This is a genomic window from Burkholderia anthina (assembly GCF_001547525.1).
Classification (GTDB): Bacteria; Pseudomonadota; Gammaproteobacteria; order Burkholderiales; family Burkholderiaceae; genus Burkholderia; species Burkholderia semiarida.
In genome coordinates, this window is record NZ_LNJP01000004.1 from 155,510 (window position 1) to 174,108 (window position 18,599).

The window sequence follows — 18,599 nt, forward strand, 5'->3', positions numbered from 1 at the left end:
GGTCAGGCTCCCAGCGTCGCGGCCGCATCGTGGATCGCGGCCCGGATGCGGGCGTAGGTCGCACAGCGGCAGAGGTTGCCGTTCATCGCGGCATCGATGTCCGCGTCGGTCGGCTTCGGGTTCTGTTCGAGCAAGGCGGTGGCCGACATGATCTGGCCGGACTGGCAATAGCCGCACTGCGGCACCTGGAGCTTGACCCACGCGGCCTGCACGGCCTGCGCGGGCTTGCTTTGCAGGCCTTCGATCGTCGTGACGTGCTTGCCCGCGATGCCGGCGAGCGGCAGCACGCACGAGCGGACGGCCTGGCCTTCGAGATGCACCGTGCATGCGCCGCACTGCGCCATGCCGCAGCCGAATTTCGTGCCGGTCAGTCCCGCGTGTTCGCGAATCGCCCAGAGGACGGGCATCGACGGATCGGCGTCGAGCGTGACGTTCTTGCCGTTCAGGACAAACGAGGTAGGCATTTTTATGTCTCCATGGGGAAAACCCGCCTTACGGGCAGGTTAGCCGGGAGTGTGCGCGAGCAGCCGCTTTTTGCGTCTACCCAATCCTGCAAATTTATTGAACAATCCTGCAAATCCCCGCCACGCCGCGAGCCGTTTCGCTATGCTCGCGCGACACGGGAAATCATTCGAGGATGCGTCATGGACATGACCGATATCGTCGCGTCGCGCGAATCCGGCCGGCGCGAACTGGCGTCGCTGATCGGCCGCTTCGCGCCGGCCGACGGCTCGCATTCGACGGCCGTACCGGGCCTGATGCTGCATCGGCACACGCGGCCGGTCGACCTCGGCTGCGGCGTGTCGCGCGCCGCGCTGGTGATCGCCGCGCAGGGCGCGAAGCGCGTGATCGTGGCCGGCCAGGCATACGAATACGACACCCAGAATTGCCTGATTACGTCGATCGACTTGCCGATCCTGTCGCGCGTGACGCGTGCAACGCCGGAGGCGCCGTACCTGTGCCTGTCGCTGACGCTCGATCCGCAGCGCATCGTCGAGCTCGCGGCCGAGATGCGGCTGCCGGAGCCCGAAGCCGGCCCGGAAGGCGAGGGAATCGCGCTCGCCGAGCTGACGCCGCCGCTGCTCGATGCGGCGTTGAGACTGCTGCGGCTGCTCGATACGCCGGCCGACATCGCGGTCGTCGCGCCGCTGATCGAGAAGGAAGTGCTGTACCGGCTGATGACGAGCGGGCAGGGCACGCGGCTGCGGCACATGGCGATCGCCGGCAGCCAGACGCACCGGATCGCGCGTGCGATCGAATGGATCCGCGATCACTTCGCGGAGCCGATGCGCGTCGAGTCGCTCGCTCAGGCGGTCAACATGAGCGTGTCGTCGCTGCACCATCATTTCAAGCACGTGACGACGCTGAGCCCGCTGCAGTACCAGAAGCAGCTGCGGCTGCACGAGGCGCGGCGGCTGCTGCTGCGGCAGGGCGGCGACGTCGGGTCGGTGGCGGCCGTCGTCGGCTACGAAAGCGCGTCGCAGTTCAGCCGCGAATATAGCCGGCTGTTCGGCGCGCCGCCGATGCGCGACGTCGTGCATCTGCGGAAGAAGGAGCTGCTCGGCTGACGGGCGGCCGGCCCGTTGCCGCTCGTCAATTCGCGACGACCGTTGCCTGGCGGAATGCCGGCGCTGCGCTCCGGTTTCACTGACGACCCCGTCGATGCCTGAACGACGCAAGCATCGATCGGTGGCGATCTTCATCGGCTTTTCACCGACACGCCGATTGGCGTGCGGCCGCTGCCGCGCATTGACCGTTCGGTATGTACGTTCGTGTTTCGCGCGTACATGGTGGGGGCAGTGACGCGTCCGTGTCGGTCGCAGGATCGATGCGGTCCGATAGGACGAGATGCGCGATAAACCAGGCTGTTGCGAGATTGGCGACGTGAGCACCGTTTTGAATCGGCACGTTTCAGTGATGAGAATCAAGCGGATGGTGGATCGAATATGTCGCTTCAATGAATGACCCGTCGGTGCGCCATGGATGAAAGGCGAATCGAATGGAAATGAAAAAATGATGCGCCCGTTTTTGCCAGGATCGCATGTTTTTCCTTTTAAATTTTTACGGCCGCAACGCGCCGGACGGCAGCATTCTCGCTGCATGATCGTGTGGCTATTCTCACGGATGAATCAAATCCGTTTCCCAATTCAGAGTGAATCGGCGTTCCGGCCGTATCGGCGGCCATTCGGCGTCGGGCATCGAGCGACTGAATCCGCGTTGTCCTGCGTCATGGAAGGTTTGCCGGCATGCTGCAACACGCGGTTTGCCGGCGCAAGCGCGTGAACCACCGGCGCTGTCGCGAAATGCTTCTCAACTATGAAACAACCGTTCGCAGGGGTGTCCGGCGTGCCTTGGCGCGCCGAATTCGTCCGTCAAATCAGCGCATTGCGTCGCATTGTTCAAGGATCACTGCCGCGAGCGTCCCGTTATCGCGATACATTCGTGAAACAAAAAATGCCGTTCCCGGCGAAATGATCAGGCCTGGCGGCTGTTTTCGGTGCGTAATGCTCGGTGGAATATCGCATGGCATGCGGTTTGCGACACAGGACGCACCGGCGAGCGGTCGACACGATGCAACAACGATGTGGGGGCGGCCAGTTCGTCATAAGCCAGTCGGGGAAGCGGCGATGAACACTATAAGCAGTGGCTTGATCCGCGCGTTTCTTGCGCACCATAGGGGTAGTCGGAATGATCGGGGTAGCGCTTGCGACGCAGTGCCAGCGTCGTCGGTCGCGCCTTGCCGATTTCGCGCCCTCCGCGCGCGCCGCGTGCTGGAGCGGTTGCCGTTGCGCGCCGCAACCCGGCGACAGCGGTGCTCGACTTCATCGAGCGTTCCCGGATGGGCCACGCTGTTCGTGCCGGACAGCGCGCCGATTCCACTTCAACCGTGCAGCGCCGTTTCGATCGCGCCGGGCCAGTGCCGGCGCCGGCCGGACTAGATCGAACGCGCGTCGGCCGGATTATCCGGAAGGTCTTTCTTCGTCAGCTCAGGGAGCAGACATGTCGTCTGGCTGCAATGCAGGCCCGTTATCGCCCGGCTAAAGGGCATATGCGGAACGGGTGCTGCATTTTGCGGTATTAAATACATTCTCGAATTTTCAATTCGGAAAGCGGGTGCCGGTTTGGGCGTCGCTTTTGGATGGGGTATTGAAAATCGCGAGCCGGAAGGATGTGCGCGTCGTTCCGGTTGATGTAATCATGGGCGTTTCAAGAGCGTATCAATGCTCATAAAAATAATAGAAAACACCTACGCATAAATTTTGGAAAAATTGAAAACATAAAACTAGACTTCGGCTGGCCAAAAATAAATGCGAAGGTTTGCAATTCGATAATGATTTCCCAATTTGATAGCAATCCTTATTTTTCAGGGATTGCTCGAGGCAGGAGGATCGATGGCGTGCGATCTTCCATGCTCATTCTCTCCACGCCGTTATGGAGTCGACCATGAAGAAGCTTCTGATTGCAGCAGCAGTTCTGTTGGTTTCGGGTGCAGCGTTTGCCGGCAGCGGCACGGTGTCGAGCACCACTTCGACGAGCGGTGGCCAGACGATGGCAGGGGTCACCGGGTTCGGCCACTTCACCGCGACCGATTCCGGCTCCGCACTCGGTGCAGCCGGTGCAACGGCGGGCTACGGCGGCAGCGGCTCGATCTCGTACACGAACCACACGCAAACGTCGACGGTCGGCGGCTTCGGCTTCGGCGGCGCACAAGCAGGCGGCAGCAGCGGTGCGAACGCGGGCTCGACCGGCTGGACGTATCACCACTAAGCCGCGACGCGTAGCGTTCGTCATTGGCTGGCGGTGCGGAGGCCGGGCCTTGCCGCGTGCGGGCAGGCTCGGCTCCGCCACCGTCGAACTTCCTCACGGCAAGGGATTGCTATGAAAGCCAAAGTCATTTTAGCGACCGCGCTCACCGTCATTTCGTCCGCTGCATTGGCGGCCGGATCGTCCACGACCAACCAGACGCAATCCGTTGCGGCGGGTGTTTCCGGTTCGGTGCTGGTCGGCTCCGGCAGCTATACCAGCAATTCGACTTCGACGGCCGGCGCGAATGCAGGCAGTACCGTGACGCCCGCTGGCTCCGCCGGCGCGGCGTCCGCGTATCACAACTCGACTTCGACGGCCAGCGGTTGGGGCACGAACGGGGGCGCGTTCGCGGCAGGCGGCGGTATCGGTGCCGCAGGCTCGTTCGCCGGAAACGGCAGCACGAACGAGAACGCGAATGCGCTTTCGGGCGGGGTGACCGCCACGATCGTACTTGGCGCGAACCACTACACGGCCACGGGCGCGAACGACCACGGCATGGCCAACGCCGGCGCCGCGGGGTGGACGGGCATGGGCGGGTCGGGCGCGATCGCGGGCTCGAATCACACCAACGCGTCGACCGCGTGGAGTACCGGCCCGGCCGGTTCGCCGTCCGCATCGGGCGGAAGCCAGGCCGACTCGAGCGCGACCGGGAGCAGTCATTAGTCAGGTGTGGGGGGGCCAGTTTCCCAGCGACGCTGGTCTCTTTTCCACCGTGTTGTCACGTAAGGAGTTGGCATGAAGCAGAACCTGATTGCCGCCGCGCTGATGCTCGCGTCGCTGACGGCGTATGGCGCCGACCGTGCCGCCGATGGTGGGCAATCGACTATGCAGACTTCAAGCAACCGTGACCAGACAACCAAACCGTCAGAACAACAAACGCTTTCGTCGGGCAGCGCGATCGGCGGACCTGACACCCGGCAATGGCAGGGCATGTCGGCCGGCTCGTGGTCCCAGCTGGGCAGCGGCTGGAAGCAGTTCGGGGAAGCAGCGAAATCTGAAGTCATTCAGGGGAATTAGTACGGTTGCCTGGGTCGGAGGTCCAACCTCGTCCGGAGAGTGAAATGAACAGCAACAGGATCAAGGTGGCATGTGCGGCGATGTTCGCGATGACCACGATCGGCGCCCAGGCGCAAACCGCCGATTCGACGTCGAGCGCGCAGTCGACGACGTCGTCGACCGCGATCAGCCAGGGCGGTGGTTCGAGCATGAACACGAACACCGCGAGTTCGCGCGGCGGCAATGCCACGAGCAGCAGCGGGGTACGCGGCAGCGGCAATTCGAGCGTGAACGTGAACGTGACGATGCCGTCCACTACGGCCGGCGGCAACGTGGCGCCGCAGAGCACGAACGCACTCGCGACCGGCGCGCCGGGCTCCAGCCCGTACAACACGCAGGCGACGGAAAACGTCAATTACTCGGGCACGCAGACGATCAAGACGAACCCGTCGATCCAGGCTCCCGGCCTCACGACCACGCTGTCCGATACCTGCATGGGCTCGGTGAGCGTCGGCGTGTCGTTCCCGGGGTTCGGCGCGACGGGCGGCACGACGCTGGTCGACCAGGCCTGCGTGCGGCGTCTCGATGCGCGCGAATTCCGTGCGATGGGGTTGACCGACGTGGCGCTCGCGCTGCTGTGCCAGAGCGACGCGAACCGGCGCGCGGTGGAGGCGACCGGGCACCTGTGTCCGGGCACGACCGCGCCGCTCGCGCGTTCGAACGTGGCGCCCAGCGTCGAAGCGACCGTCGCGGACGACATCAAGTATCGCGATCCGATCGTGCGCGACCGGATGGGCCTGCCGCCGCTCGGCTCGGCCGCGCCGGCGCCCGCGGCGACGCGCTCGATCGAGACGGCGTCGATGCGCGCCGCGCCTGTTTCGGTGCCGGTGCCGGTTCCTGTCCCGACGATGGCGCCCGTCGCCGCCGCGCCTGCCGTCGCGACGCCGGCCGTTGCCGCAGCCGCTCCGGCCGTTGCCGCGGCAGTCCCCTCGGCCGCGGCACCCGTGGCGGCAGCCGCGCCTGCGGCCGTCGCCGCGCCCGCTGCGTCGGTCGTACCGGCCGCCGCAATGGCCGCCGTGCCGGCTGCAGCGGTCATTGCCGCACCGGTCGCGGCCGACAAGGCCACGCCAGCGCCGGCCGCACCGGTTGCCGATACGAAGGCGCCGGAGCCCGCGCAGCCGGTCGCCGACAAAGCCTCCGAACCCGCGCCGGCGGTTGCCGACAAGACGCCCGGGCCTGCTCCGGCCGTCGCGGACAAGGCTCCCGAGCCTGCTCAGCCCGTCGCCGACAACGCGCCGGCGCCGATGCCGGCCGCGACCGACACGGCGCGGGCTGCGGGCGAGATGGTGGCCGAACCGATGCCGGCGGCAGCCGTCGGCGCGGCGCCGGCAGCCGATGCGAAGGCAGCCGATGCGAAGGCTGTCGAACCGGCGCCGCAGGCATCGGCCGAACCGCCTGCCCCGGAGGCCGCGCCGCCGGCCGTCGCCGCGGCACCGGCCGACATGCCGGCCCCCGTCGCGAAAGTGCCGGACGCGGTCGAACCCGCAGTAGCCGCCGCCGCATCGGCGTTGACCGATCCGGCGCAAGCGTTGTCGCCGGCCACGGTCGACCAGCAGGCCGCACCCGCTGCGCCGGTCGCGCCGGCGCCGACCGTCGTCTCGACGAGTACCTCGTCGTAAGCATGCGGACCGGTTTGCCGTGCGACCGGCGCGCCGGCCGCACGGCAGGCGTTCGGCCCGATGCCCGATGGTCGTTTCCTGTTTGACGGGTGTTGTTCCGATCCCCGAGGTCAACACCTCTTTTTGCGTGACGAGGATGCAAGGAGGCCTCAATCATGAGGATCTTTTTGGTCGCTTTGCTGCTGGCCAGCGTGCAAGCCGCTGCGCAGTCGGTTTTCCAGAATCCCGCAGTCTTCGTCATCCTGAGCGAGCAGACGCTTGCGAACGCCGCGAGCGTGCAGCAGGCGCTGTCGACCCTCGGCCGTCCCGACAATGCGGCATGCGCGCCGATGATGATGATCGGCGATCCGCAGATGATCTACATGATGCCGGAAGCGGGCCACGCGCCATCGTGGCAATCGCCGGTGTACGGCCGAGGCGCGCCGTTCGACGCACAGAGCGGGCCGAGGCCGACCGGCAAGACGGTCGGCGCGATGCAGCACGCCGAGGACATGCGGACGCAACCGTGGAGCGACGGCAGCGCGCTCACGCAGAAGATCGCGGGCGAGCCGGCCGTCACGGCGGCGGACCGGGTGAACGCATGGCGGCACACCGGGTTCGACCGGATCGAGACGGCCCGCGCGTCGGACGTGACGGTAAACGGCAAGACCTACCGCGCCTATCGCGACGATCTCAACGGATCGGCGAAGCCCGTCGTCGAGCCGCAGGTCTACACGCAGCGCGTCGTGTTCTGCCGATGACACGGCGTCGATTCGAGGACGGAGCGGCGCCGCGCCGCAGGGCCGCGGGCCCCGCCGGCGCGATCGGGCAACGGCCGCTCCGATACCCACCCTTATGCGGCGAGGCGATCGTGAACCATTGTTGTCAACCGAGCATGTCAGGCCCGCGAGAGGTCGAACGGCAGATGAGCGCGCTGCCGTTCATCGCGGTCCGGCACGACCCCGTCGCGCCGTCGCGCCCGCTCGTCTACCTGTCGCAGCGACACGATGCCGCGCTCGTCGATATGCTCGCGTCGCGCGGCTGGGACGTGCGGCGCGCCAAAACCGTGGCCGATGCGCTGAATCTCGTCAGGGCGAACCGTCCGCATGCGGGCATCGTCGATTTCGACAGTTTCGCGTCGCCGGACGTCGCGTCGTTCGAGGCGCTGCTGCGCGACCCGCGTGTCGGCTGGCTCGCGTTCGCCGGCGGCGAGCGGTTGCGCAACCTCGCGATCGCGCGCCTGATCCGCCGCTGCTGCTTCGACTACGTGCGCAACCCGGCGGCCTACACGACGATCGGCTATCTCGTCGGCCATGCATACGGGATGCTGAAGCTCGCGGACGGCGACCCGGCCGCGGAGGCGCCGCCGCCCGGCGGCGAGATGATCGGCGCGTGCGGCGCGATGCGCCGGCTGTTCGCGACGATCCGCAAGGTCGCGAACACCGACGCAACCGTGTTCATCGCCGGCGAATCCGGCACCGGCAAGGAGCTGACGGCCGCGGCGATCCACCGGCAGTCGTCGCGCGCCGACGCACCGTTCGTCGCCGTGAACTGCGCGGCCATCCCGACGTCGCTGCTGCAGGCCGAACTGTTCGGGCATGAGCGCGGCGCGTTCACGGGCGCGCACCAGCGCAAGATCGGCCGCATCGAGGCCGCGCACGGCGGCACGCTGTTTCTCGACGAAATCGGCGACATGCCGTTCGAGAGCCAGGCGAGCCTGCTGCGGTTCCTGCAGGAAGGGAAGATCGAGCGGCTCGGCGGGCATGCGTCGATCCCGGTCGACGTGCGGATCGTGTCGGCGACCCACGTCGATCTCGAAGCCGCGATGCGGGCCGGGCGGTTCCGCGCCGACCTGTACTACCGCCTGTGCGTGCTGCGGATCGACGAGCCGCCGCTACGCATGCGCGGCCGCGACATCATGCTGCTGGCCGACGACGTGCTGCGGCGCTATCGCGGCGACGGCTCGTACCGGATTCGCGGCTTCACGCCGTGCGCGATCGAGGCGATCCACAACTATCCGTGGCCGGGCAACGTGCGCGAGCTGATCAACCGGATCCGCTTCGCGGTCGTGATGACGAACGGCCCGCTGATCTCCGCCGCCGATCTCGAACTGCACGCGTACACGTCGCTGCGCCCGCCGACGCTCGCGCAGGCGCGCCGGCAGGCCGAGCGGCACGCGATCGAGGAAACGCTGCTGCGTCACCGCCAGCAGCATGCGAACGCCGCGTCGGAGCTGGGGATCTCGCGGGCGACGCTGTACCGTCTGATGACCGCGCACGGGCTGCATGGCTGACGCGCCGCGGCGGCGCCGCTCAAGACCGCGCGGCGGCAGCCGTTAAAACATGAAACGGCCCGGCCGGAACGCGCATCGACGGGCGCGCAACCGGCACGCGGCGCATCACGCTTATCCGAGGTCATCGTGGCAGAGTGCAGTCAGTGCGGCAGGACGTTCCTGGTCGGCGGGCAGTCGATCGACGGCCGCCGCTATTGCGGCCCGGCATGCGCGCAGGCGCATCCGGTCGTCGTCGAGGCCGAACGGGTGCCCGACGCGAAGGTTCGGCAGTATGTGGACGACTGGCGCTACGGGCCATGCCCGATCTGCCTGCGCGAAGGGCAGCCGGTCGATATTCACGCGTCGCATCGCGTCGTGTCGCTCGTGTTCGTGACGCGCTGGGCGACGCGGCGCCACGTGTGCTGCCGCCGCTGCGGCCGCAGGAAGCAGGCGCTCGCGCTGCTCGCGTCGGCCGCGCTCGGCTGGTGGGGGCTGCCGTGGGGCATCGTGCTGACGCCGATCCAGCTCGCACGCAACGTGCTCGGCCTGGCCGCGCGCGACCCGGAGGCCGCGACGCCGCAATTCGAGGAACTGGTGCGGCGCAAGCTGGCCGCCCGCCGGCTCGCACGCGCGCAGCGGGGCGCCGGCGCCTGACCGCGCGCTTCGGCGCGCCGCGCGCGCTCAGGCCGGCCGGTCGAAACCCGATGCGACCCAGCGTTCGGCGCTGGCCTTGTTGAGCTTGAACCCGGCCGACACCTTCGCTTCGGCCAGCAGTTCGCCATACGGATCGCATGCCTTGAGCTGCGCATACGGTTCGAACTCGTCCGGCACGATGTCGAGCGTCACCGACACATCCTGCCCGGCTTCGTCCTGCACCGTCACTTCCTTGTGCAGCATCGCGCGCCGCTGCTGTTCGTGGCGCATCAGCACTTCGGTCGCGGTCTTCACGAGCGTGCGGAACGCGTTCGCGTCCATCGGTTTCGGGTTCTTCTTGTCGCGGCCCATGGTCCACGGCCCGACGAGCGCGGGCTCGGACTCGCCGTCCTTGACCATTTCGACGGCCCAGCCGTCGTCGTCTTCGTTCTTGATGATGCGGGCCGTCCAGCCGTTGTCGCGCCAGAGGCCGTCTTCGTGGATGGAGGTGTCGTCGGATTGCAGGTCGGAATCGGTCATGAGGAAAGCGGGCAGTACGGGCAAGCCGGCGAAGGCGCGGGCGCGCGCGGCCGGTGACGGCGCGTCGCTCGCCGCCGGCGGGCCGGGGTGGCATGCAAACGCGCAATTTTACCCGCTGGCCGGCCGCGCGGTGCGTGCGGCCGGCCATCCGGCCGATCCCGCGGCGGCCCATCTGCCGGTCGTCGCGCGTCGAACGCCGCAAATATCAAACCTGTATTACGTTTTCGGCGGCCAATTCGTACGCTGTCCGATATCGCGCCCCGGCGGACATTCATAGAATCGGCATTCGGGCTAAAAATAGCCTGAACGTCATTTCAACGCCCAACCGGTCGCGCGCGCTTCGCGTGGCGGGGCCGGTGAACCACCAGGAACTGCGCATGAGGAAATTCAACGTTCGCATCGTCGTCGCATACGACTGGCCGCTGACGCTGGCCGGTATCGAGCAGATCGCAGACAGCAGCTGCGCGATCGAGCTTGTCGCGGTCTACCGGAGCGCGGCCGAACTGGTCGCGTCGCTCGGCGGCGTCGATTGCGACATCGTGCTGGTCGACTATGCGATTCGCGGCGACGAGCAGATGGACGGCCTCGCGCTGTTCGACTGGCTGCGCCGCACGCGGCCGAACGTCGGCATCGTCGCGCTGGTCGCGAACGAGAACCCGCTGATCTTCCGGTCGATCCTCGCGAACGGCGGCGTGAGCATCGTCAGCAAGCTCGACGAGGTCGGCCACATCGTCACGGCGATCCATTCGAGCTACAGCGGCGGGGCCTACCTGTCGCCGTCCGTGCGGCGCGCGGTCGATGCGCTCGGCGCGCGCGGCGACGCGCCCGTGAAGCTGTCGGCGCGCGAGATCGAGGTGATTCGCCTATATCTGGCGGGCGTACCGATCAAGACGATCGCGCAGCGCCTGAGCAAGGGCAAGCAGACGGTCAGCGCGCAGAAGATCAGCGCGATGAAGAAGCTCGGCGCGAACAACGACGTCGAGCTGATCCAGCGGGCGGCGGGGCTGGGGCTCGGCAGCGCCGAGGCCGCGCGGCGGGCGGGCAGCGCGGTGTGAGTGCGGGGCAGGGCGCCGTCAGGCCGGCAACGCGAACCGCGTCACTGCGTCGCGCAGCGCCTCGGCCTGATCGCGCAGCGAATGCGCGGCCGCCGCGGCCTGCTCGACGAGCGCTGCGTTCTGCTGCGTGACCTGATCCATCTCGCCCACCGCGCGGTTGACCTGCTCGATCCCGGCGCTCTGCTCGCGCGATGCGTGGCTGATTTCGTCGAGGATCTCGTTCACGCGCCGCACCGATTGCACGATCTCGGCCATCGTCTCGCCCGCGTGCGTGACGAGCGTCGCGCCGTGCTGCACCGTCTCGTTCGACGACACGATCAGCGACTTGATTTCCTTGGCCGCCGTCGCCGAGCGTTGCGCGAGCGAGCGCACTTCGGCCGCGACCACCGCGAAGCCGCGGCCCTGCTCGCCCGCCCGCGCCGCTTCGACGGCCGCGTTCAGCGCGAGGATGTTCGTCTGGAACGCGATCCCGTCGATCACGCCGATGATGTCGCCGATCTTGTGCGAGCGGTCGGTGATCTCGTTCATCGTGCGCACGACGTCGTCGACCACCGCGCTGCCGCGCGTCGCGACCTGCGCGGCCTGGCCGGCAAGCGACGCGGCCTGCGCGGCGCTGTCCGCGTTCTGCTTCACGTTCGCGGTCATCTGATCCATGCTCGACGCGGTCTGCACGAGCGCGGCCGCCTGTTCCTCGGTGCGCTGCGACAGGTCCGTATTGCCGGAGGCGATCTCGCTCGCGCCGACGTTGATGTTCTCGGTGCCGGCGCGGACCCGCGACACCATGTCGATCAGCCCGCCCTGCATCGTGTGCAGCGCATGCAGCAGGCTGCCGCGATCGTCCTGCTTCACGGCCACGCGCGCGGTCAGGTCGCCCTGCGCGATGCGTTGCGCGGCGTCGAGCGCCACTTCGAGCTCGCCGCCGAGGTTCGCGCGCACGCTTTTCAGCACCAGCACCATCACGGCGGTCGCGATCGCGCCGAGCACGGCCGTCATCGCGAACCAGCGGCCGACGCTTGCGAGCACGGCCGAGCGCACGTCGTCCATATACATGCCGGTCACCAGATACCAGTCCCACGGCGCGAAGCGCTGCACGGCGCTGGTCTTCTCCTGCGGCTTGTCCGCGCCCGGCTTCGGCCACAGATATTCGACGAAGCCCTTGCCGCCGTCCGCGTTGCCGGCCTTCACGATCTCGACGAACAGGTGCTGGCCGTTCGGATCGGTGAAATTCGACACGTCCTTGCCGTTGAGCTCGGCCTTGATCGGATGCATCACGATCACCGGCTTCGAATCGTTGACCGAGATATAGCCGTCGGCGCCGTGGCGCATCGCGGCGATCGCCTCGAGCGCCTTCTGCTTCGCATCGGCTTCCGGCAGCGCGTTCTGCTGCGACAGCTTGTAGTAGTGATCGGTCACGCTCGCGGCCTGCGCGACCAGCGATGCAAGCTGGTCGCGGCGGTCCGCGATCATCGACGCGCGGGTCTGCCATGCGCCGAGCCCGGCGATCACGAGCAGGCCGAGCCACAGGATGACGATCATCGACGCGAGTTTTTGATTCAGGGAAAGATTGCGCATGGTGTGAGGTTGGTCAGTCGAGAAAGCTTGCCGGAACGGCGTGACGGGATAAGTCTCTTGACGGCGCGCCATGCGTGTCGCCGTAGACGGGAAATCCCTTAGAAGCGGTCATTTCCCGATGTCCGCGACGCGGGCGCGGGCATCTATGCATATGCATAACAGCGGCCGCTATACTGTCGGGCAGACGGTCTGCGTCGCGCACGCACTGGCAGCGCGCGGACACCGAACGAAACCGAAAGGAGGCAACGATGCGGATTCTGGTGGTAGGGGCCGGCGCGGTCGGCGGATACTTCGGCGGCCGGCTGGCCGCGGCGGGGCGCGACGTGACGTTCCTGGTGCGCGAGGGCCGCGCCGCCGCGCTCGCGCGCGACGGGCTGCTGATCCGCAGCCCGCGCGGCGACCTGACGCTCGCGAACGTGCAGACCGTGCGCGCGGGCGACGCGGGCGCCGGCGTCGCGCCGTTCGATCTCGTGCTGCTGAGCTGCAAGGCGTACAGCCTCGACGACGCGATTGCGTCGTTCGCACCGTTCGTCGGGCCGCGGACGCTGATCCTGCCGATGCTCAACGGGATGCGCCATCTCGACGTGCTGCGCGAGCGCTTCGGCGCCGCGCAGGTGCTCGGCGGCCTGTGCGTGATCGCGGCGACGCTCGATCGCGAGCAGCGCATCGTGCATCTGAACGACACGCACGGCGTGTCGTTCGGCGAGCTGGCCGGCGGCGAATCGCCGCGCGTGCGCGCGGTGGCCGACGTGCTCGGCGGCGCGGGCTTCGACGCGACGCTCAGCGACGACATCGCCGCGCGGATGTGGGACAAGTGGGTGTTTCTGGCAACGCTCGCCGCGAGCACGTCGCTGTTTCGCGGGTCGATCGGCGACATTCTCGCCGCGCCGGACGGCCGCCGCCTGCTCGAGACGATGCTCGCCGAATGCAGCGCGATCGCCGAATACAACGGCCATCGGCCCGACCCCGCGGCCAGCGAGCGGATGCAGCGGATGGTGCTGACGCCGTCGCCGCTGACCGCGTCGATGCTGCGCGACGTCGAGAACCATGCGCGCGTCGAGGCCGATCACGTGATCGGCGACCTGCTCGCGCGGCGCGACCCGCAGGCGGCCGATACGCTGTCGCTGCTGCGGATCGCGTACAACCACCTGAAGGCGTACGAGGCGCGCACGGCGCGCGAGCACGCGGCGGCGTAAGCCGGCGCGTGCGACCGGCGCGGACGGCCGCCGCACCGTTGCGCGCTGCAACAAATTTGCCTTCTGGCGCCATTTCCGCCCGCAGGCGGCAAAAAAGTATCGAAAATCAGGCGTAAAGTTGGTGGAGCCGCGCGCGCGATCGACCTACATTGCTTCCCATGCGACCGGTCGCGGCGCCGCGCGAGACACGCGGCGCACGCGCGCACAGCCGAACAGGCCGGCCAGCGAACCAAGGGAATGGAGACGCCAACATGATGCACCCCGATCTCGAAGTGGTCGACGTGCGACGCGACGAGTCGTTCAAGGTCTGGTCGCACGGCTATCCGTATCGCACGATCCGCTGGCATTTCCATCCCGAATTCGAGCTGCACCTGATCGTCGCGACGCACGGCAAGTATTTCGTCGGCGATCACATCGGCTCGTTCGGCCCCGGCCATCTCGTGCTGCTCGGGCCGAACCTGCCGCACAACTGGGTCAGCGACATGGCCGCAGGCGAAACCGTCGAGCGCCGCAATCTCGTGATCCAGTTCGATCCGTCGTTCGTGCGGCGCTGCATGGACGCATTCCCCGAATGCCGCGACGCGCAGACGCTGCTCGACGATGCACGGCGCGGGGTCGGCTTCGACGCCGCGACGAGCGCCGCGATCGCGCCGTTGTTCGACGAGCTGCTGACCGCGCGCGGGATGCGCCGCATCGCGCTGTTCATGACGATTCTCGAACGGCTGTGCGGCGCGGCCGAACGCACGCTGCTCGCGAGCCCCGCCTACGATCAGGCCGACGTCACGCCGACGCGGCTCAGCCACGCGCTGTCGTATATCGGCAAGAACCTCGCGTCCGAGCTGCGCGAATCCGATCTCGCGCAACTGACCGGGCAGAGCGTCAGCGCGTTCTCGCGCGCGTTCCATCGCCATACGGGCATGCCGTTCGTCCAGTACGTGAATCGTCTGCGGATCGAATCCGCGTGCCAGATGCTGCTCGCCGACGACGCGAGCATCACCGACATCTGCTTTCAGGCCGGCTTCAACAACGTGTCGAACTTCAACCGCCAGTTCCGCGCGGTGAAGGGGATGGCGCCGTCCGAATTCCGCGCGCTGCAGCGCCTGAACGCACGCAGCCGCGAGCTGGCGCTGCATGCGGCGCCCACCGGTAACCCGCTGCCGCCGCGCGTGCTGACGCCCGGCGCGCCCGAACTCGTGCCGCAGCCCGGATGATCGCCGGGCCGTTGCCCGCCCGAGTTTTCCCAACCGTTTTACCCAGCCGAATCGCGTCGCTTGCGCCGCGAGGGGCGCATTCACCCACGAAAAAGCCGCACACAATCTGGAGACACCGTCATGACGAACGCATCGCCCGCTTCTTCTTCCCGCCGCGCCGCCCGCCTGGCGGCCGTTGCCGCGCTCGCCGTCGCGGCCCTGTTGCCCGCCGCCGCCGCGCACGCCGCGCCGCTGCGGATCGGCATGACGTTCCAGGAACTGAACAACCCGTATTTCGTGACGATGCAAAAGGCGCTGAACGACGCGGCCGCGTCGATCGGCGCGCAGGTCGTCGTCACCGACGCGCATCACGACGTCAGCAAGCAGGTGAGCGACGTCGAGGACATGCTGCAGAAGAAGATCGACATCCTGCTCGTGAACCCGACCGATTCGACCGGCATCCAGTCGGCGATCACGCAGGCGAAGAAGGCCGGCGCGGTGGTCGTGGCCGTCGATGCGAACGCGAACGGGCCGGTCGATTCGTTCGTCGGCTCGAAGAATTACGACGCGGGAGTGATGTCGTGCGAATACCTCGCGAAGGCGATCGGCGGCAGCGGCGAGGTCGCGATCCTCGACGGTATTCCGGTCGTGCCGATTCTCGAACGCGTGCGCGGCTGCAAGGCCGGGCTCGCGAAATTCCCGAACGTGAAGCTCGTCGATACGCAGAACGGCAAGCAGGAGCGCGCCGCCGCGCTGTCGGTGACCGAGAACATGATCTCCGCGCACCCGAACCTGAAGGGCATCTTCAGCGTGAACGACGGCGGCTCGATGGGCGCGCTCGCCGCGATCGAGGGTTCCGGCAAGGACATCAAGCTGACGAGCGTCGACGGCGCGCCCGAGGCGATCGCCGCGATCCAGAAGCCGAACTCGAAGTTCATCGAGACGACCGCGCAGTTCCCGGCCGACCAGGTGCGCATCGCACTCGGCATCGCGATCGCGCGCAAGTGGGGCGCGACGGTGCCCAAGGCGATTCCGGTCGACGTGAAGGTCGTCGATCGCGGCAACGCGAAAGGTTTCAGCTGGTGAACGACGTGCGACGCGACGCGAAGGGCGGCGGCGCGGCCGACGCCCTTCGCACGGAGAAGCCGATGGATACGATACTCAGGCTCAGCCACATCACGAAAAGCTTTCCCGGCGTGAAGGCGCTGTCCGACATTCATCTGGAGATCGCGCGCGGCGAGATTCATGCACTGCTCGGCGAGAACGGCGCGGGCAAGTCGACGCTGATGAAGATCCTGTGCGGCATCCACCAGCCGGATGCGGGCACGATCGAGATCGACGGCAGCGCACGCCATTTCGCCGACTATCACGACGCGGTCGCGGCCGGCGTCGGCATCGTGTTCCAGGAATTCAGCCTGATTCCGCACCTCGATGCCGTCGACAACCTGTTCCTCGGCCGCGAGCTGCGCAACCGCTGGGGCGCGCGCGACCGCAAGCGGATGCGCGCCGCGGCGGCCGCCATCTTCGCGCGCCTGGGCGTGGCGATCGATCTCGATGCGCCGATCCGCGCGCTGTCGGTCGCGCAACAGCAATTCGTCGAGATCGGCAAGGCGCTGTCGCTCGACGCACGCATCCTGATCCTGGACGAGCCGACCGCCACGCTCACGCCGGCCGAGGCCGAGCACCTGTTCGCGATCATGCGCGAGCTGAAGCGGCAGGGCGTCGCGATGATCTTCATCTCGCATCATCTCGACGAGATCTTCGCGGTGTGCGACCGCATCACGGTGCTGCGCGACGGCCAGTACGTTGCGACGACCGAGGTCGCGCGCACCGACGTCGAGCAACTGGTGCGCATGATGGTCGGCCGCCGGATCGAAAGCAGCTTTCCGCCGAAGCCGGCGCGGCCGGCCGACGCGCCGGCCGTGCTCGAGGTCGATGCGCTGCAGATCGAACGCGACGGCCCGGTGAACCGCTTTGCGCTGCATGAAGGCGAGATCCTCGGTTTCGCGGGGCTGGTCGGCTCGGGGCGTACCGAGACCGCGCTCGCGGTGATCGGCGCGACGCGCGCGCATCGCAAGGCGCTGCGCGTGCGCGGCGCGGCGGCGAAGCTCGCCGATCCGGCCGACGCGCTGCGCGCGGGCATCGGCATCCTGCCGGAAAGCCGCAAGACGGAAGGGCTCGTCACGTCGTTCTCGATTCGCGACAACATCTCGCTGAACAACCTCGGCAAGTACCGGTCGATGCGCTGGCTGATCGACCGGCGAAGCGAGGCGCGCACCACGCATGACGTGATGCGGCGCGTCGGTGTAAAGGCGCCGTCGATCCACACCGAGGTCGCGACGCTGTCCGGCGGCAACCAGCAGAAGGTCGTGATCGCGCGCTGGCTGAACCATCACACGTCGGTGCTGATCTTCGACGAGCCGACGCGCGGCATCGACGTCGGCGCGAAAGCCGAAATCTACGGGCTGATGCGCGAACTTACCGCGCGCGGCTACGCCATCATCATGATCTCGTCCGAATTGCCGGAAATCGTCGGCATGTGCGATCGCGTCGCCGTGTTCCGGCAAGGCCGCATCGAGGCGACGCTCTCCGGCGACGAGATCGATCCCGACACGGTCATGACCTATGCCACGGCCGGCACGCGAGGAGCGACCCATGAACCTGCCTGATTCTTCTTCCACGCCATCCACGACGCTCGCGGCCACGGCCGGCGACGCGCCGCCGCCCCGCGCGATGTGGGCGCAACTGCGCCGCTCGACGCTGTTCTATCCGCTCGTCGGCCTCGTCGTGGTCTGCATCGCGATGATGATCGCGAGCCCGAGCTTCCTGTCCGCCGCGAACCTCGAGAACGTGCTGCGCCAGGTGTCGATCAACGCGATCATCGCGGTCGGCATGACCTGCGTGATCCTGACGGGCGGGATCGACCTGTCCGTCGGCTCGGTGATGGCGCTGTCGGGCACGCTCGCGGCAGGGCTGATGGTCGCGGGCGTCAACGCGGTCGCCGCGCTGGCGATCGGCATCGCGGTCGGCCTCGGCTTCGGTGTCCTGAACGGGGTGTTCGTCGCGTTCGCGGGGATGCCGCCGATCATCGTCACGCTCGCGACGATGGGCATCGCGCGCGGCCTCGCGCTGATCTACACGGGCGGCTATCCGATCGACGGGCTGCCCGACTGGGTCGCGTTCTTCGGCAGCGGCAAGGTGCTCGGCATCCAGGCGCCGGTGCTGATCATGCTGGTGGTCTATGCGATCGCGTGGCTGCTGCTCGACCGGATGCCGTTCGGCCGCTACGTGTATGCGATCGGCGGCAACGAGCAGGCGACGCGGCTCACCGGCGTGCGCGTCGCGCGCGTGAAGCTGATCGTCTACACGCTGGCCGGGCTCACGTCCGCGCTTGCCGCGATCGTGCTGACCGGGCGCCTGATGAGCGGGCAGCCGAACGCGGGCGTGGGCTTCGAGCTCGACGCGATCGCGGCCGTCGTGATGGGCGGCACGTCGATCTCCGGCGGGCGCGGCGCGATTCTCGGCACGCTGGTGGGCGCACTGTTGCTCGGCGTGCTCAACAACGGGCTCAACATGATCGGCGTGAACCCGTATGTGCAGAACGTGATCAAGGGCGGAATCATCCTGCTCGCGATCTACATCAGCCGCGAGCGATCGCGGTAACGACGGAAATATCGGTT

General features: G+C 67.6%; 18 protein-coding genes. 14 read left to right on the plus strand and 4 right to left on the minus strand.

What is annotated here, in order from left to right; genetic code table 11:
• Positions 1 to 2: 2 nt before the first annotated feature.
• Positions 3 to 464, minus strand: a complete 462-nt coding sequence (locus tag WS64_RS29850) for a (2Fe-2S)-binding protein (RefSeq protein ID WP_006480868.1) — start codon at positions 462 to 464, stop codon at positions 3 to 5.
• Positions 465 to 644: 180 nt separating this feature from the next.
• Between WS64_RS29850 and WS64_RS29855 the strand changes: the two genes are divergently transcribed.
• The 4 genes from WS64_RS29855 (at position 645) to WS64_RS29870 (ending at position 4,824) form a co-directional block, all read left to right on the plus strand.
• Positions 645 to 1,568, plus strand: a complete 924-nt coding sequence (locus WS64_RS29855) for an AraC family transcriptional regulator (RefSeq protein ID WP_059584731.1) — start codon at positions 645 to 647, stop codon at positions 1,566 to 1,568.
• Positions 1,569 to 3,444: 1,876 nt separating this feature from the next.
• Positions 3,445 to 3,768, plus strand: a complete 324-nt coding sequence (locus WS64_RS29860; RefSeq protein WP_059639998.1) for a hypothetical protein — start codon at positions 3,445 to 3,447, stop codon at positions 3,766 to 3,768.
• A gap of 111 nt (positions 3,769 to 3,879) precedes the next feature.
• Positions 3,880 to 4,470, plus strand: a complete 591-nt coding sequence (locus WS64_RS29865) for a hypothetical protein (protein ID WP_060968689.1) — start codon at positions 3,880 to 3,882, stop codon at positions 4,468 to 4,470.
• Between the two features lie 72 nt (positions 4,471 to 4,542).
• Positions 4,543 to 4,824 carry a hypothetical protein gene (locus WS64_RS29870; RefSeq protein ID WP_060968690.1) on the plus strand — a complete coding sequence of 94 codons (282 nt, stop codon included), beginning with the start codon at positions 4,543 to 4,545 and terminating at the stop codon, positions 4,822 to 4,824.
• Here WS64_RS29870 and WS64_RS35440 read toward each other — a convergent pair.
• Positions 4,808 to 5,119: a hypothetical protein gene (locus WS64_RS35440; protein ID WP_244166687.1), complete on the minus strand. Its 312-nt coding sequence runs from the start codon at positions 5,117 to 5,119 to the stop codon at positions 4,808 to 4,810. The genes WS64_RS29870 and WS64_RS35440 overlap by 17 nt on opposite strands.
• On the opposite strand from WS64_RS35440, the gene WS64_RS29875 reads away from it, so the two are divergent.
• The 4 genes from WS64_RS29875 (at position 5,109) to WS64_RS29890 (ending at position 9,387) form a co-directional block, all read left to right on the plus strand.
• On the plus strand, positions 5,109 to 6,482 hold the full coding sequence (locus WS64_RS29875; protein WP_244166688.1) for a chemotaxis protein CheA: 1,374 nt from the start codon (positions 5,109 to 5,111) through the stop codon (positions 6,480 to 6,482). The genes WS64_RS35440 and WS64_RS29875 overlap by 11 nt on opposite strands.
• Positions 6,483 to 6,637: 155 nt before the next feature.
• A complete protein-coding gene (locus WS64_RS29880; RefSeq protein ID WP_060968692.1) occupies positions 6,638 to 7,222 on the plus strand; it encodes a hypothetical protein in 585 nt (194 codons plus the stop codon).
• A 164-nt stretch (positions 7,223 to 7,386) separates the two neighbouring features.
• Positions 7,387 to 8,754, plus strand: a complete 1,368-nt coding sequence (locus tag WS64_RS29885) for a sigma-54 dependent transcriptional regulator (protein WP_373453017.1) — start codon at positions 7,387 to 7,389, stop codon at positions 8,752 to 8,754.
• A 126-nt stretch (positions 8,755 to 8,880) separates the two neighbouring features.
• Entirely contained in the window at positions 8,881 to 9,387 is a 507-nt protein-coding gene (locus tag WS64_RS29890) for a hypothetical protein (protein WP_059639752.1), read from the plus strand.
• Between the two features lie 27 nt (positions 9,388 to 9,414).
• On the opposite strand, the gene WS64_RS29895 is transcribed toward WS64_RS29890, so the two are convergent.
• Entirely contained in the window at positions 9,415 to 9,906 is a 492-nt protein-coding gene (locus WS64_RS29895; protein ID WP_059584743.1) for a hypothetical protein, read from the minus strand.
• Positions 9,907 to 10,283: 377 nt separating this feature from the next.
• Here WS64_RS29895 and WS64_RS29905 point away from each other — a divergent pair, with 377 nt between their 5' ends.
• Positions 10,284 to 10,961: a LuxR C-terminal-related transcriptional regulator gene (locus tag WS64_RS29905; protein ID WP_060968945.1), complete on the plus strand. Its 678-nt coding sequence runs from the start codon at positions 10,284 to 10,286 to the stop codon at positions 10,959 to 10,961.
• An 18-nt stretch (positions 10,962 to 10,979) separates the two neighbouring features.
• Here WS64_RS29905 and WS64_RS29910 read toward each other — a convergent pair whose 3' ends face one another.
• Positions 10,980 to 12,533: a methyl-accepting chemotaxis protein gene (locus tag WS64_RS29910; RefSeq protein WP_060968694.1), complete on the minus strand. Its 1,554-nt coding sequence runs from the start codon at positions 12,531 to 12,533 to the stop codon at positions 10,980 to 10,982.
• Between the two features lie 248 nt (positions 12,534 to 12,781).
• Here WS64_RS29910 and panE point away from each other — a divergent pair, with 248 nt between their 5' ends.
• The 5 genes from panE to WS64_RS29935 all read left to right on the plus strand — a co-directional run bounded on the left by panE (position 12,782) and on the right by WS64_RS29935 (position 18,582).
• A complete protein-coding gene (panE, locus tag WS64_RS29915; protein ID WP_060968695.1) occupies positions 12,782 to 13,729 on the plus strand; it encodes a 2-dehydropantoate 2-reductase in 948 nt (315 codons plus the stop codon).
• A gap of 251 nt (positions 13,730 to 13,980) precedes the next feature.
• Positions 13,981 to 14,940 (plus strand): AraC family transcriptional regulator, encoded by a 960-nt coding sequence (locus WS64_RS29920; protein WP_060968696.1) that lies wholly within the window; start codon positions 13,981 to 13,983, stop codon positions 14,938 to 14,940.
• 120 nt (positions 14,941 to 15,060) lie between these two features.
• Positions 15,061 to 16,005 (plus strand): substrate-binding domain-containing protein, encoded by a 945-nt coding sequence (locus WS64_RS29925; RefSeq protein WP_060968697.1) that lies wholly within the window; start codon positions 15,061 to 15,063, stop codon positions 16,003 to 16,005.
• 62 nt (positions 16,006 to 16,067) lie between these two features.
• Positions 16,068 to 17,588 (plus strand): sugar ABC transporter ATP-binding protein, encoded by a 1,521-nt coding sequence (locus WS64_RS29930; RefSeq protein WP_060968946.1) that lies wholly within the window; start codon positions 16,068 to 16,070, stop codon positions 17,586 to 17,588.
• Positions 17,575 to 18,582, plus strand: a complete 1,008-nt coding sequence (locus WS64_RS29935; RefSeq protein WP_060968698.1) for an ABC transporter permease — start codon at positions 17,575 to 17,577, stop codon at positions 18,580 to 18,582. Before WS64_RS29930 ends, WS64_RS29935 begins: the two co-directional genes overlap by 14 nt.
• Positions 18,583 to 18,599 lie beyond the last annotated feature (17 nt).

Coding starts and splice junctions, on each gene's coding strand:
- WS64_RS29850 (WP_006480868.1), bottom strand. CDS start 464: ATGCCTACCTCGTTTGTCCTGAACGGCAAGAACGTCACGCTCGACGCC.
- WS64_RS29855 (WP_059584731.1), top strand. CDS start 645: ATGGACATGACCGATATCGTCGCGTCGCGCGAATCCGGCCGGCGCGAA.
- WS64_RS29860 (WP_059639998.1), top strand. CDS start 3,445: ATGAAGAAGCTTCTGATTGCAGCAGCAGTTCTGTTGGTTTCGGGTGCA.
- WS64_RS29865 (WP_060968689.1), top strand. CDS start 3,880: ATGAAAGCCAAAGTCATTTTAGCGACCGCGCTCACCGTCATTTCGTCC.
- WS64_RS29870 (WP_060968690.1), top strand. CDS start 4,543: ATGAAGCAGAACCTGATTGCCGCCGCGCTGATGCTCGCGTCGCTGACG.
- WS64_RS29875 (WP_244166688.1), top strand. CDS start 5,109: ATGCCGTCCACTACGGCCGGCGGCAACGTGGCGCCGCAGAGCACGAAC.
- WS64_RS29880 (WP_060968692.1), top strand. CDS start 6,638: ATGAGGATCTTTTTGGTCGCTTTGCTGCTGGCCAGCGTGCAAGCCGCT.
- WS64_RS29885 (WP_373453017.1), top strand. CDS start 7,387: ATGAGCGCGCTGCCGTTCATCGCGGTCCGGCACGACCCCGTCGCGCCG.
- WS64_RS29895 (WP_059584743.1), bottom strand. CDS start 9,906: ATGACCGATTCCGACCTGCAATCCGACGACACCTCCATCCACGAAGAC.
- WS64_RS29905 (WP_060968945.1), top strand. CDS start 10,284: ATGAGGAAATTCAACGTTCGCATCGTCGTCGCATACGACTGGCCGCTG.
- WS64_RS29910 (WP_060968694.1), bottom strand. CDS start 12,533: ATGCGCAATCTTTCCCTGAATCAAAAACTCGCGTCGATGATCGTCATC.
- panE (WP_060968695.1), top strand. CDS start 12,782: ATGCGGATTCTGGTGGTAGGGGCCGGCGCGGTCGGCGGATACTTCGGC.
- WS64_RS29920 (WP_060968696.1), top strand. CDS start 13,981: ATGATGCACCCCGATCTCGAAGTGGTCGACGTGCGACGCGACGAGTCG.
- WS64_RS29925 (WP_060968697.1), top strand. CDS start 15,061: ATGACGAACGCATCGCCCGCTTCTTCTTCCCGCCGCGCCGCCCGCCTG.
- WS64_RS29930 (WP_060968946.1), top strand. CDS start 16,068: ATGGATACGATACTCAGGCTCAGCCACATCACGAAAAGCTTTCCCGGC.
- WS64_RS29935 (WP_060968698.1), top strand. CDS start 17,575: ATGAACCTGCCTGATTCTTCTTCCACGCCATCCACGACGCTCGCGGCC.